This window comes from Brachybacterium vulturis (genome assembly GCF_043641765.1).
GTDB lineage: Bacteria > Actinomycetota > Actinomycetes > Actinomycetales > Dermabacteraceae > Brachybacterium > Brachybacterium vulturis_A.
In genome coordinates this window covers 157603-170780 of the sequence record NZ_JBHZRO010000003.1, presented here as the reverse complement: position 1 = coordinate 170780, position 13178 = coordinate 157603, and the positions used below count along the sequence as shown (strand labels likewise).

Annotated in this window: 11 protein-coding genes; all 11 read left to right on the top strand. The window is 71.6% G+C overall.

Annotation, left to right across the window (positions count from 1 at the left end; translation table 11 throughout):
- Nucleotides 1-150 precede the first annotated feature (150 nt).
- The 11 genes from ACHUEU_RS03490 to murG all read left to right on the top strand — a co-directional run bounded on the left by ACHUEU_RS03490 (nucleotide 151) and on the right by murG (nucleotide 13172).
- A complete protein-coding gene (locus ACHUEU_RS03490) occupies nucleotides 151-558 on the top strand; it encodes a DUF3040 domain-containing protein (protein ID WP_394214506.1) in 408 nt (135 codons plus the stop codon).
- 509 nt (nucleotides 559-1067) lie between these two features.
- Complete coding sequence (gene mraZ / locus ACHUEU_RS03485) at nucleotides 1068-1499, top strand: division/cell wall cluster transcriptional repressor MraZ (protein ID WP_394214505.1); 432 nt, start codon at nucleotides 1068-1070, stop codon at nucleotides 1497-1499.
- Between the two features lie 190 nt (nucleotides 1500-1689).
- Nucleotides 1690-2685 carry a 16S rRNA (cytosine(1402)-N(4))-methyltransferase RsmH gene (gene rsmH, locus ACHUEU_RS03480; RefSeq protein ID WP_394214504.1) on the top strand — a complete coding sequence of 332 codons (996 nt, stop codon included), beginning with the start codon at nucleotides 1690-1692 and terminating at the stop codon, nucleotides 2683-2685.
- Nucleotides 2686-2806: 121 nt separating this feature from the next.
- Complete coding sequence (gene ftsL, locus ACHUEU_RS03475; RefSeq protein WP_394214503.1) at nucleotides 2807-3205, top strand: cell division protein FtsL; 399 nt, start codon at nucleotides 2807-2809, stop codon at nucleotides 3203-3205.
- 2 nt (nucleotides 3206-3207) lie between these two features.
- Nucleotides 3208-5031, top strand: coding sequence for a peptidoglycan D,D-transpeptidase FtsI family protein (locus ACHUEU_RS03470; RefSeq protein WP_394214502.1), 1824 nt, complete (start codon nucleotides 3208-3210; stop codon nucleotides 5029-5031).
- 16 nt (nucleotides 5032-5047) lie between these two features.
- Entirely contained in the window at nucleotides 5048-6631 is a 1584-nt protein-coding gene (locus ACHUEU_RS03465) for a UDP-N-acetylmuramoyl-L-alanyl-D-glutamate--2,6-diaminopimelate ligase (RefSeq protein WP_394214501.1), read from the top strand.
- A 2-nt stretch (nucleotides 6632-6633) separates the two neighbouring features.
- Complete coding sequence (locus ACHUEU_RS03460) at nucleotides 6634-8103, top strand: UDP-N-acetylmuramoyl-tripeptide--D-alanyl-D-alanine ligase (protein ID WP_394214500.1); 1470 nt, start codon at nucleotides 6634-6636, stop codon at nucleotides 8101-8103.
- Nucleotides 8100-9200, top strand: coding sequence for a phospho-N-acetylmuramoyl-pentapeptide-transferase (gene mraY, locus ACHUEU_RS03455; protein ID WP_394214499.1), 1101 nt, complete (start codon nucleotides 8100-8102; stop codon nucleotides 9198-9200). The genes ACHUEU_RS03460 and mraY overlap by 4 nt, the downstream gene beginning before the upstream one ends.
- Nucleotides 9197-10705 carry a UDP-N-acetylmuramoyl-L-alanine--D-glutamate ligase gene (gene murD / locus ACHUEU_RS03450; protein ID WP_394214498.1) on the top strand — a complete coding sequence of 503 codons (1509 nt, stop codon included), beginning with the start codon at nucleotides 9197-9199 and terminating at the stop codon, nucleotides 10703-10705. Before mraY ends, murD begins: the two co-directional genes overlap by 4 nt.
- Nucleotides 10702-12084 carry a putative lipid II flippase FtsW gene (ftsW, locus tag ACHUEU_RS03445; RefSeq protein WP_394214497.1) on the top strand — a complete coding sequence of 461 codons (1383 nt, stop codon included), beginning with the start codon at nucleotides 10702-10704 and terminating at the stop codon, nucleotides 12082-12084. The genes murD and ftsW overlap by 4 nt, the downstream gene beginning before the upstream one ends.
- Entirely contained in the window at nucleotides 12084-13172 is a 1089-nt protein-coding gene (murG, locus tag ACHUEU_RS03440; RefSeq protein ID WP_394214496.1) for an undecaprenyldiphospho-muramoylpentapeptide beta-N-acetylglucosaminyltransferase, read from the top strand. Before ftsW ends, murG begins: the two co-directional genes overlap by 1 nt.
- Nucleotides 13173-13178: the final 6 nt, after the last annotated feature.

The window sequence follows — 13178 nt, the reverse complement described above, 5'->3', positions numbered from 1 at the left end:
GGCGCGGGTGCCCGTGTGATGCCGTACTGCGACTGTTCACATTATCCAGGAACAGGATCTAAACTGGAGCCACCACCGATGGGGGCCAGGATCCTCGTGCGGTGGATGTGCGCCGACCGGCGCGAGAGGACGGGGACAAGGAGCGGGATCATGCCGCTGTCTGAACACGAGCAGAGGATGCTCGACGAGATGGAGCGTCAGCTCTTCGCTGATGATCCGCGCCTCGCACGAGCTTTCGCACCGAAGACGCCGCCGCGACGCAACGGGCGTCGGATCCTCATCGGCCTGGGTGCCGTCGTCGTGGGACTCATGGTCCTCGTGCTGGCGGTGAGCCTCCCGGCGATCTGGCTGGGCGTCATCGCCTTCATCGGCATGCTCGCCGGTGCGGTCTATGCGATCACGGGGTCCGGCAGCTCCTCGGAGGGCAAGGGCACCGCCGGCGGCGAGGGCGGCGGAGGATCCGGTCCCGCCGCTCCCGGCGGGGATGACGGCGGAACCTTCATGCGCAAGATGGAGGAGCGCTGGGAGAAGCGCGCAGGAGACGACCCCCGCTCCTGATCGCCCGCCCCGGCGGTGCGGCACGACCGCATTGAGGGACCACGATGCCCCGGCTCTGCGCCGGGGCATCGTCATGTCCGCAGCCGGCAGGTGACCGATCGGTCGCCGCTGGGGCAGGGGTGACCCCGGCCCAGGTGCGAGTGCGCGCCGCCGTGCGACCTCCCCCTGACTCCCCACATCGCTCCACCGCAGCTCTCCCCGCCCCTCCATCCCCCTCCCTGCCCCGCATCATCCCCGCCGGGAACGCTCTGGCCTGCGGTTCTGTCGGTTGCGATGCCGCAAGGTCGGAGCGGAAGCAGTGGGGGGAGGGTGGGGGAGCTCCCCCGGAGACATGCCCGGCGGGAATTTCCCCCACCCCGCTCCACCCCGTTGACCTGGTGCTATATCGCATCGAGGGGACAGTTCTGGGATTTCTGGGGCCAACGGTGGGGGGTAGTGGGGTAAAGTGGAGCGCGTTGGGAGGAGAGGGAGTCCGGATCGCGAGTCGCGGCAGGTGAAGGAGGGCGCTGATGTTTCTCGGCACCTTCACGCCCAAGCTCGATGAGAAGGGTCGCCTGATCTTCCCGGCGAAGTTCCGCGACGAGCTCGCCTCGGGACTGGTCATGACACGTGGACAGGAGCACTGCATCGCCGTGTATCCGCTCATGGAGTTCCGCCAGAAGCTCGAGGACGCCCGTCGGGCGCCCACCACCGACAAGCGCATCCGTGACTACCTGCGGGTGCTGCTCTCCGGTGCGGAGGACGTCATCCCGGACAAGCAGGGCCGCATCACCATCCCGGGCCCTCTGCGCACCTACGCGGACCTGGACCGGGAATGCGCCGTCATCGGTGCTCTGGACCGCCTCGAGATCTGGTCGCTCCCGGCCTGGGAGACCTACCTCGAGCAGAAGGAGGAGGGCTTCGCGGAGACCTCCGAGGAGGTGATCCCCGGCCTGTTCTGAGCTCGGATCGAAGGATCTCCGTCCTGTGAGACCTCTCGTCGTTCCCGCCCCGACGCAACTTCCCCGGTGGCGGGTCGGGAACGACGGGGAATCTGGCAGGACGGCATCGCGGAGAGTTCGCGGAGCCGGGCAGGTGCAGACCCGTAGCACCACAGACAGCACGACAGCACCGACCCAGGGAAGGGGTGACATGGATCAGACGCCGAGCGGCCGGTCGGCAGAGGGCCGGCACGTGCCCGTCCTCCTGGACACCTCGGTCCGGCTCCTGGCTCCTGCGCTGCAGGAGCCCGGAGCGATCCACCTCGATGCCACTCTCGGCATGGGTGGTCACGCCTCCGCCGTGCTCCGGGCCGCTCCTCAGTCGCGGCTGGTCGGCATCGACCGCGACCCCCAGGCACTCGTCCTCGCCCGGGAGCGGCTGGACCGCGACGGGGTGGGGGAGCGGGCCACGCTGGTGCATGCCACCTATGACCAGATCCCCGAGGTGCTCGAGGATCTCGGACTGCCCGGCGCGCACGGCGTGATGATGGATCTGGGTCTGTCCAGCTTCCAGATCGACACCACGGACCGCGGCTTCTCCTACGCCGTCGACGCGCCGCTGGACATGCGGATGGACCCTTCGTCGGACGGGCCCACGGCCGCGGACCTGCTGCGGGACCTGCCGGAGGCGGAGCTCGCCCGCATCCTGCGCGATCTCGGCGACGAGCGCTTCGCGAAGCGGATCGCGCGCCGTCTCGTCGAGCAGCGCCAGGAAGCGCCGCTGACCCGCAGCGGCGAGCTCGTCGAACTGCTGGAACGAGCGATCCCGGCGGCCTCCAAGGCCAGCGGGGGCCATCCGGCCAAGCGCACGTTCCAAGCGCTGCGGATCGCCGTGAACGAGGAGCTCGAGATCCTCACCTCGGCGATCGAGTCCGCCCTGGACTGCCTCCACCTCGACGGCCGCATCGTCGTGGAGTCCTACCACTCCGGCGAGGACCGGCTGGTCAAGACGGCGTTCACCCGCCGCACCCGCTCCTCGGCGCCGCCCGGGTTCCCGGTCGAGCTGGAGGAGCACAAACCCACCTTCACCCCGCTCGTGCGCGGCGCCCTCCAGGCCGACGACGAAGAGCGCGATACCAACCCCCGCGCAGCCTCCGTCCGGCTGCGTGCCCTGACCCGCACCCGACCCGACCAGGGAGCACACTGAGATGGCCAGCACGTCTGCCGTTCATGCACCTGCGATCCGCCCGGTCCGAGGGACCCGGCGCTCCGCTGCTGCACGACCCGGGCTCACGGTCGTCACCACGCCCAGGACCGCGGGCAGCTCGATGCCGTTCACCGTGCTGTGCACGCTGATCGTCGTGGCGACCCTGGCCGCACTGCTCTACCTCAACATCCAGATGTCCGACACGAGCTACGAGATCACCCGCCTGCAGGGTCAGTCCCAGCGGCTCACGGAGGAGAGCCAGGCGCTCGCCGAGACCGATGAGCGCCTGGGCACGCCGCAGGAGCTCGCACGCCAGGCGCGTGAGATCGGCATGGTCCCGGTGTCGGATCCGGCATATATCGACCTCGACACGGGCGAGATCATCGGAGAGACGTCCCCGGCGGCGCAGACTGGTGCCACTGCGGAGCTGGCGCAGGTGCCCGAGAGGGTCGCCGTGCCGCCGGCGCAGATCTATGACGAGCCCACCGCCTACCACGGCATGGGCAACGAAGGGGCCTGAGGATGACGCCACCGCACAGCAGCCGGCGCACCACCACCCGCAGCACGGGCGGTGCTCGGAAGCCCCGGTCCGGTGGCCCGGGACGGGCCCTCATCCCGCCGGCGAGGGTCGGCGACCCCTCCACCCGGCATCGGCTGCTCATCAGCGTGATCCTGGTGGCCGTCCTCGCCCTGTCCGGACGCCTGCTCTGGGTGCAGGGCCTGGATGCGAGCGCCCGTGCCGAGGAGGCGATCGCCCAGCGCACCGTCACCCGCACCATCCCCGCCCTGCGCGGCGACATCACCGACCGCCACGGCACCACCCTGGCCAGCTCCGTCGAGCGCTACGACCTGTGGGTCAATCAGCTCCAGGTCGACGAGTACCTCGAGAACTCGAAGACCGCCGAGGTCACCGGGGTGACAGCGGCCGCGCAGGATCTCGCCCCGGTCCTCGGGTGGAGCGTCCCCGAGACCGAGGAGGCGCTCACCGGCGACGCCGGGTTCTCCTATCTGCGCAAGAGCATCGAGCCCGAGGTGCGAGATGCCGCGCTCTCGCTGCGCATCCCCGGCATCGGTGCGGATCGGGTGGCGGAGCGGATCTATCCGGCCGGTTCCGTCGGCGGGAACATCCTGGGATTCGTCGGCGCCGACGGCACCGCGCTGGCGGGCACCGAGTTCTCGTTCGACGACGAGCTCCGCGGCACCGACGGCAAGACCACCTACGAGCGCGGAGCGCAGGGACAGATCATCCCCACCGGGACGCAGGAGACCACTCCGGCGGTCGACGGCGACGACGTGGTGCTCACCATCGACCGGGACCTGCAGTGGAAGGCGCAGCAGATCGTCGCCGGCGCCGTCGAGACGTGGGGCGCCTCCGGAGGCAGCGCCGTCGTCTACAACGCGCACTCCGGTGAGGTGCTCGCCCTCGCCGAGCACCCCAGCTTCGACCCCAACACACCCGGTGCCTTCGCCCCCGAGGACCTCGGCAACCGGTCGATCTCCAGCGTGTTCGAGCCCGGTTCCACCGGGAAGCTGTTCACGCTCGCCGCAGCGCTCGAGGAGGGGACGGTCACTGCCGAGTCGCAGTACGAGATCCCCTATGAGATGTGGTTCGACGGCCACCGCGTCAAGGATTCGCATCAGCACCCGGACCAGCGCCTCACCCTCGCCGGCGTGCTGAAGCACAGCTCGAACGTCGGCACCGTGCAGATCGCCGAGACCGTCAGCCCCGAGGTGCGCTACGACTACCTCAAGGCCTTCGGCCTGGGGACGACGACCGGGGTGGAGCTGCCGGGCGAGTCCGCCGGGATCGTCCATCCGGTCGAGGAGTGGCAGGGGCGCACCCGGTACACGACCGCCTTCGGCCAGGGATACAGCGTCAACGCTCTTCAGATGGTCACCGCCGTCGGTACCTTCGCCAATGACGGCGTGCGGGTCCAGCCCTCCCTGATCAAGGGCATCCAGCAGGACGACGGCTCCGTGCGACCGCTCGGCGAGCCGCAGAGCACCCGTGTGGTCTCCGGCGAGACCGCCGCGACGATGCGCGCGCTGATGGACAACGCGGTGGATGAGGAGACGTCCTCCGCCGCGGTGGACGGCTACGCGGTCGCCGGCAAGACCGGCACCGCCCAGGTCGGCGACGGCACCTACACCGCCTCCTTCATCGGCTTCGCCCCCGCGGATGATCCCGATCTGGTGGTGGGCGTGTTCGTCTTCGGCTTGAACTCCTTCATCTCCGGCAGCCGGGCCGCGGCCCCCGCCTACTCCGAGCTGACCACCTTCGCGCTCCAGAACCAGGGCATCGCCCCGACCGGCGTGCCCGGTCGCGAGTTCGAGAACGAATGGTGAGCGCATGATGACCTCGATGACGCAGCCCGTCCCCGAACCGGCGCGACCGCGCCGTGCCCGCGGAGCGAGTGCGGCGGACCTCGCCCGGATGCTCGGCGTTCCCGTGCCCGACGTGACCGGCGGCGCAGCTGATCTCGTGCTGCTCGGCGTCACGCTCGATTCGCGCTCCGTGGAGCCCGGTGATCTCTGGTGCGCGCTGCCCGGCGCCCATGCCCATGGCGCGCAGTTCGCCGAGCAGGCTGTCGGTCTCGGTGCCTCGATGGCGCTCACCGACCCGGCGGGTCGTGAGCGCTGCGACGCCGCGGGGCTGCCGGTGCTCGTGGTCGAGGACCCTCGCGCCGCCACCGCGACCGCGGCGGCCCTGGTCCAGGGCAGGCCCGCCGACCACCTGGCCACCATCGGCGTGACCGGCACCAACGGCAAGACCTCGATCACTACCGCGATCACCCGCACCCTGCTCGAACTCGCCGTCCCGGCCGGGGCGATCGGCACCAGCGGCACCAGCTACCGCGACGCCCGCGGTGCGGACCACGCGATCGGCACCGTCCGCACCACTCCCGAGGCTCCTGAGCTGCACGGCCTGCTGGCGCGGATGCTCGAGGACGACGTCGCGGTGGTCTCCATGGAGGTCTCCAGCCACGCCCTGGTCCTGCACCGTGCGGACGAGGTGGTCTATGACGTCGCCTGCTTCACCAACCTCACCCAGGATCACCTCGACTTCCACGGCACGATGGAGGCCTACTACCAGGCCAAGCGGTTGCTGTTCACCCCGGCGCACGCACGACGGGGCATCATCTGCGTCGACGACGAGTGGGGCCGTCGGCTGGCCCGCGAGGCGGAGATCCCGGTGACCACCTTTACCACCCGGGCGGACGTCGAGGCCGACCACCGGGCCGGCGCCCATCGTCCCGAGGGCTACGGCTCCACCTTCGAGGTCGAGGGCCCGGAGGGCACCCGCAGCCTGCAGGCGGCACTGCCCGGCCGCCACTACGTCGCCAACACCCTGGCCGCCGAGCTGCTGCTGGCCGCGATCGGACACACCGGTGAGGAGGTCACCGCGGCGCTCGGTCGGGCCGGGACGGTCCCCGGGCGGATGGAACCCGTGGCCACCGACCCGGTCCTCGGCATCGTCGACTACTCCCACACCCCGGACGCCCTCGAGCAGGCGCTGGCCACCCTCCGCGGGGTCCCCGGCACGCGCCGCGTCCTCGTGGTCATGGGGGCCGGCGGCGACCGCGACCGCGGCAAGCGCCCCCGCATGGGGGAGGTCGCAGCACGCCTCGCGGACGTGGTGATCGTCACGGACGACAACCCGCGCACCGAGGATCCGGCGGTGATCCGGCGCGAGGTGCTCGACGGCATCCCTGACCGGACGAACGCGCAGGTCCACGACGTGGGCGGGCGCGGAGAAGCGATCGCCCTGGCCGCGTATCTGGCGGACGTGTCCGACACCATCCTGGTCGCGGGCAAGGGCGCCGAGACCGGGCAGCAGATCGGCGGTATCGTCCAGCCGTTCGATGACCGCCTCCGACTGCGGGATGCACTGCGGGATGCGCACACGGCGCGCGGAGTCGCCGACGACAGGGACGAAGGACGCTGAACATGCTCCAGACCACGGCACGGGAGATCGCCGACCTCACCGGCGGCGCACTCGTGGGAGGCGCGACCGGTGATGAGCTCGTCACCGGCACCGCAGGTATCGACTCGCGCGACGTCGGCCCCGGCGACCTTTTCGCCGCCTTCCGCGGAGAGCACGTCGACGGCCATGACTTCCTCGCCGCCGCCCGGCGGGCCGGAGCGGTCCTCGCCCTGGTGAGCGAGGACCATGGCATCCCGGCGGTGCAGGTGGACGACGTCCGTGAGGCGCTGTCCGCCCTCGCGCGCGGCCAGCTCGCCCGTGCCCGCCAGGAGAACCCGCAGCTGGTGGTGCTGGCGGTGACCGGCAGCGCCGGCAAGACCGGGACCAAGGACCTGCTGGGCACGATCCTGGGCGCGGCCGGGCCCACCGTGGCCCCTGTCGGCAGCCTGAACAACGAGCTCGGACTGCCGCTGACCGTGCTGCGAGCGACCGCGGAGACCCGTTTCCTGGTGCTCGAGATGGGGGCTCGCGGCATCGGGCACATCGCCCAGCTCACCGCCATCGCCCGGCCCGATATCGCGCTCGTGCTCAACGTCGGCTCCGCCCACCTCGGCGAGTTCGGCGGCATCGATGCCATCGCGCAGGCCAAGGGGGAGCTGGTGGAGGCTCTGGCACCCGGCGGTCGCGCGGTCCTGAACGCCGAGGACCGGCTCGTCGCCGGTATGGCCGAGCGCTCCAGCGCCCCGGTCGTCACCTGGGGATTCACCACAGGTGAGGTCCGTGGCGGCGAGCTGTCCCTGAACGAGCAGGCCCGGGTGAGCTTCGTGCTCGAGATCCCCGCGGGCCTGACCACCCTGGGCGGTGACCCGGTGGGTGCGGGCAGCTTCCCGGTGCGCCCGGATCTGCTGGGCGAGCACCAGGCCGCCAATGTGCTGGCGGCACTGACCGCCGCCCTGGTCGCCGGGGTCGACCCCGCCTCGGCCGCCGCCGCCGTCGACGGTGCCACCCTCGCCTCTGCGCAGCGGATGCAGGCACTGCGCGCCGGCGGCGCGCTGATCATCGACGATGCCTACAACGCGAACCCCGACTCCATGAAGCAGGCCCTGAAGACGCTCGCCCACCTGGGTCGCAGCCACCGCACCATCGCCGTGCTCGGCGAGATGCTGGAACTGGGGCCCGACAGCGTGCGGCTGCACGACGAGATCGGTCGGCTCGCGGTGCGGCTGAACATCGGCCAGCTGTACGTGATCGGTGACGGCGCGGCGCCCATCCACCACGGGGCGAGCCTCGAGGGCAGCTTCGGCGGGGAGTCCGAGCACCTCGACACCGTCGAGGAGGCCATCGCCGAGCTGGAACGGACCGTGCGGCCCGGGGACGCGGTGCTGCTGAAGTCGTCCCGTGATGCGGGACTGCGCCGCATCGCGGGCCCCCTCGTGGAGCACCTCGGGCGGCGCGGCGACCACGACGGACTGCAGACAGGAGCCGATCAGTGATCGCGATCATCGTCTCCGGGGCGATCGCACTCGTGCTGTCGATCTTCGGCACGCCCCTGTTCATCAAGGTCCTCGAGCGCCGGGGCTACGGCCAGTTCGTCCGCGACGACGGTCCCACCACGCACGCCACCAAGCGCGGCACCCCGACCATGGGCGGCGTCGCGATCATCCTGGCGGTGCTGGCGGCCTACTTCCTCACCCACCTGGTGCTGTGGACCTCACCCAGCGTCTCCGTGCTGCTGGTGCTGTTCCTGACCGTCGGCCTCGGCATCGTCGGCTTCCTCGACGACTACCTCAAGATCTCCCAGCAGGACAGCACCGGCCTGCGCCCCCGGTACAAGCTGGTCGGCCAGTTCCTGGTCGCGACCGCCTTCGCCGTGCTGGCGCTGCTGTTCCCGGACGAGAACGGGCTGACCCCCGCGTCCATGCACATCTCCTTCGTGCGCGACGTCCCCTGGCTGGACCTCGCCTTCCTGGGCACCGTGGTCGGCTTCCTGCTCTTCGCCATCTGGGCGAACTTCCTGGTCGCCGCCTGGTCGAACGGAGTGAACCTCACCGACGGCCTCGACGGCCTCGCCAGCGGCGCGACCATCATCTTCACCGGCGCCTACCTGATCATCAGCTTCTGGCAGTGGCGGCAGGTGTGCAACGTCGACCTCGATGCCGGGGGCCTCGTGCACTGCTACGACGCCCGGGACCCGCTGGACACCGCCGTGCTGTGCGCGGCCATCATCGGCGCCTGCGTCGGCTTCCTGTGGTGGAACACCTCCCCCGCGAAGATCTTCATGGGCGACACCGGCTCACTGGCCCTCGGCGGCGCGATCGCGGGCCTGACGATCATCTCCCGCACCGAGATCGTCGGCGCCGTCATCGGCGGCCTGTTCGTGATCATCTCGCTGTCGGTCATCATCCAGGTCGCCGGCTTCAAGGCCACCGGCAAGCGTGTGTTCCGGATGGCCCCGCTGCAGCATCACTTCGAGCTCAAGGGGTGGAACGAGGTCACCATCGTGGTGCGCTTCTGGATCGTGGCCGGCATCCTCGCCGGCATCGGGCTGGGCATCTTCTACCTCGACGCCCTGCCGAGGCTCACCTCATGAGCATCGCCTCGCCCGGGGGGCCTGTCCGGGAGCGCTCCTGGCCGGGCCTGGACGTGAGCGGGCTGCGGATCCTGGTGACCGGCTTCGGGGTCTCCGGCTACGCCATCGCGGATCAGACCATGCAGCGCGGCGCCCAGGTGCTCGTGGTCGAGGGGGCCGATACCCCGCAGCTGCGGGAACGGGCCCGGATCCTCGAGGTGCTCGGGGTGGAGTTCCGTCTCGGCTCCGACCACACCCGCCAGCTGCCGCAGGATCGCGAGATCGACCTCGTGGTCACCTCCCCGGGCTGGCGCCCCGACCAGCCGCTGCTGGTCGCCGCCCAGGCCGCGGGGATCCCCGTCTGGAGCGAGGTCGAGCTGGCCCGCCGGATGCAGGCCGCCGACGGCCCCGTGTGGCTCGGCATCACCGGCACCAACGGCAAGACGACCACCGTCACCATGCTGGAGTCGATGCTGGTCCAGGCCGGGCTGCGCGCCGTCGCCTGCGGCAACGTGGGCCTGCCCGTCATCGAGGCCGCGCTGGACCCCGAGGGCTTCGATGTGCTCGCGCTCGAGCTGTCGAGCTTCCAGCTGCACTGGACCGAGCACCTGGACTGCGAGGCGGCCGTGGTGCTGAACGTCAGCGCCGACCACCTGGACTGGCATGGCGGCGCCGCGGCCTACGCCGCAGCCAAGGGCCGCATCTTCGAGGGGGTGCGCACCGCCTGCGTGTACAGCGTCGCCGACCCCGTCACCCGAGAACTGGTCGAGGAGGCGGACGTGGTCGAGGGCGCCCGCGCCGTCGGTCTCACCCTGGGCCCCCCCGGCCTCTCCGAGCTCGGGCTGATCGACGGGGTCCTGGTGGACCGGGCCTTCCTCGCCGAGCGGCGCTCGGCCGCCGCCGAGCTCGCCACCCTCGAGGACCTCGCCCACCTGGGCCCGCAGGGCGCCGGCCCCCACCTCGTGCTCGATGCGCTGGCCGCCGCCGCGCTCGCCCGGGCCCACGGGGTCGAGCCCGCGGCGATCCGTGACGGGCTGCGGGCGTACCGGATGGGCAGCCACCGCGCCCAGCACCTCGCCACGATCGACGGCATCGACTACGTCGACGACACCAAGGCGACCAATCCCGCCGCCGCGGCCGCGTCCCTGCGCTCCGCCGAGCGCGTGGTCTGGGTCGCCGGCGGCGACGCCAAGGGCGCGGATCTCGGCCCGCTGATCGCCGCGGTGCACGACCGCCTGGTCGGCGTCGTGCTGCTGGGCATCGACGCCGACCCGTTCACGACCGCACTGTCGCGACACGCGCCCGAGATCCCTCTGCGCCGCATCGATCCGGGTGAGACTGGCGACGACCCCGGGCGATCCCGGCTGATGGAGGAGGCGGTGCAGGCCGCCCGCTCGCTCGCCGCCGCCGGTGACGTGGTGCTGCTGGCTCCCGCCGCCGCCTCCATCGACCAGTTCCGTGACTACGCGGAACGGGGGGATCTGTTCGCGGCGGCCGTGACCCGACTGCCAGGAGAGCGCGCATGAGGATGGAGGACACCCGTCGGGATGCGCGTCGCTCTGCCGAGGTCGTGCGGCCGGACGAGGAGCACCCGCTGGGCAATATCGGCGGGCGGGTGCGCCTTGGCGTCGGCAGCTGGCTGAAGTCCCCGGCGCTGGACTTCTACGGTCTCATCGTCGTCGGCTCGCTGCTGATCAGCGTGGGCCTGGTGATGGTGCTGTCCTCCAGCTCGGTCGGCAACATCTCCCGCGGCGACTCCGGCTTCGCCGGGCTGCTGCGCCAGGGCACGTTCGCCGGCATGGGCCTGGTCGCGCTGGTGGTCGCCGCCCTGATGCCGCCGGGCTTCTACCGTCGTGCCGCCTGGTTCCTCTTCGCCCTCGGCCTGGCGCTGCAGTGCCTGGTGCATGTGCCCGGCCTCGGCGTCGAGGTGTACGGCAACCGCAACTGGATCCAGATCGGCTCCCAGCGCCTGCAGCCCTCGGAGTTCCTCAAGCTCGCCCTCGCCGTCTGGCTGGGAGCCGTGCTCGCGATGAAGCGTCCGCTGCTGCACCGCCCCTTCCATCTGATCATCCCCCTGCTCCCCGGCGCCGGTGCCGCGCTCGGCCTGGTGATCCTCGGCCACGACCTCGGCACCACGCTGGTAATGGCGATGCTCGTCGCCGGCGCGGTCTGGGTCTCGGGAGTCCCGCGACGCTGGTTCGTGGTGGCCGGGCTGGCCGGGACGGCGGCCGTCATCGCGCTCACCATCAGCAGCGGCAATCGCATGGCCCGGATCGACAACTGGCTCCACGGCACCTGCCCGGGGGACACCTGCCTGCAGTCGAAGCAGGGGATGATGGGTCTCGCCGAGGGCGGCTGGTGGGGCGTGGGGCTCGGCGAGTCCCGGCAGAAGTGGGGTCGGCTGCCCGCTGCCGAGGACGACTACATCTTCGCGATCATCGGCGAGGAGCTCGGCCTGATCGGCACCCTCGGCGTGCTGGCGCTGTTCACCGCCCTGGCGCTGCTCATGTTCAGGATGATCACCCGGCTGGACGACCACTTCATGCAGATCACCGTCGCGGGCATCAGCGCCTGGCTGCTCGGACAGGCCTTCGTGAACATGATGGTGGTCACCGGGCTGCTGCCCGTCATCGGGGTGCCGCTGCCGTTCATCTCCTCGGGCGGCTCCGCACTGCTGGCCTCCATGACGGCGCTGGGCGTGCTGATCTCCTTCGCGCGGCGGGAGCCGGGCGCGGCGAAGGCGATCGGTGCACGACTGAGCTCGGTGCGCAGTTCCATCAGCGTGCTGCCCGCACCGCGCGGGCGCTCCGCCCCCGCGAAGCGCCCGGCCACGGGCACGACGCGCTCCTCGTCCTCCCGCCCGCGGCGCTCGGGCCGCGGCACCGCTCCCTCCCGAAGGTCCTGATGTCCTCCACCACGCCGCGCATCCTCCTGGCCGGTGGCGGCAGCGCCGGGCACGTCTCGCCGCTGCTGGCCACCGCCGCCCAGCTCACCCATCGCTGTCCCGAGGCGGAGATCACCGTGCTGGGGACCCCGCAGGGCCTCGAGGTCGACCTGGTGCCTGCGGCCGGCTTCGAGCTGATCACCATCGACAAGGTGCCCTTCCCCCGCCGTCCGAACGGCGCCGCGCTGCGCTTCCCGGGCCGCTTCCTGAGCACACTGCGCGAGGTCCGCACCCTGCTGCGCGAGCGCGAGATCGATGTGGTCGCCGGGTTCGGAGGCTATGTCTGCCCTCCCGCCTACCTCGCCGCCGCCTCGCTGCGGCGCCCGCTGGTGGTCCATGAGGCGAACCGGCGGCCCGGCCTGGCCAACCGGCTCGGGGCGCCCCGCGCCGCGGCCGTCCTCACCGCCTTCGAGGGCTCGAGCCTGCCCGGCGCCCGCCGCATCGGCATGCCGATGCGGGAAGCGATCGCCCATCTCGACCGTGCCGCGCGCCGTGAGGAGGCGGTGCGCAGCATGGGCCTGGACCCCGCCCGCCCCGTGCTGCTGGTCACCGGGGGCTCCCTCGGCGCCCAGCGTCTGAACGCCGCCGTGGCGGAGGCCGCGCAGGCATTCGTCGACGCCGGTGCGCAGATCCTGCACGTCTCCGGTCGCGGCAAGGCCGCGGACCTCCCCGAGCACGAGGGCTACCGCGTGCTCGAGTACGTGACCGCGATGGAGGACGCCTACGCCGCGGCCGATCTCGCCCTGACCCGCTCCGGCGCCGGGACGGTCAGCGAGCTCACCGCCATCGGCCTCCCCGCCGTTCTGGTCCCGCTGCCCATCGGCAACGGCGAGCAGGCGCTGAACGGGGAGCAGGTCCTCGCCGCCGGCGGCGCCCTGCTGATCCCGGACGCCGAGCTCGACGCCGCGCGCCTCATCCAGCAGGTGCTGCCGCTGCTGCAGGACCGGGACCGGCTGCAGGAGATGAGCGAGGCCGCACGTGCCTTCGGGATCACCGATGCCGCCGAGGTCATGGCCGACGTGGTGACCGGCGTCGCACGCCGCGCGTGAGGCGGG

Coding starts and splice junctions, on each gene's coding strand:
- mraZ (WP_394214505.1), top strand. CDS start 1,068: ATGTTTCTCGGCACCTTCACGCCCAAGCTCGATGAGAAGGGTCGCCTG.
- murG (WP_394214496.1), top strand. CDS start 12,084: ATGTCCTCCACCACGCCGCGCATCCTCCTGGCCGGTGGCGGCAGCGCC.
- ACHUEU_RS03460 (WP_394214500.1), top strand. CDS start 6,634: ATGCTCCAGACCACGGCACGGGAGATCGCCGACCTCACCGGCGGCGCA.
- ACHUEU_RS03465 (WP_394214501.1), top strand. CDS start 5,048: ATGACGCAGCCCGTCCCCGAACCGGCGCGACCGCGCCGTGCCCGCGGA.
- ACHUEU_RS03490 (WP_394214506.1), top strand. CDS start 151: ATGCCGCTGTCTGAACACGAGCAGAGGATGCTCGACGAGATGGAGCGT.
- ftsL (WP_394214503.1), top strand. CDS start 2,807: ATGCCGTTCACCGTGCTGTGCACGCTGATCGTCGTGGCGACCCTGGCC.
- ftsW (WP_394214497.1), top strand. CDS start 10,702: ATGAGGATGGAGGACACCCGTCGGGATGCGCGTCGCTCTGCCGAGGTC.
- murD (WP_394214498.1), top strand. CDS start 9,197: ATGAGCATCGCCTCGCCCGGGGGGCCTGTCCGGGAGCGCTCCTGGCCG.
- ACHUEU_RS03470 (WP_394214502.1), top strand. CDS start 3,208: ATGACGCCACCGCACAGCAGCCGGCGCACCACCACCCGCAGCACGGGC.
- rsmH (WP_394214504.1), top strand. CDS start 1,690: ATGGATCAGACGCCGAGCGGCCGGTCGGCAGAGGGCCGGCACGTGCCC.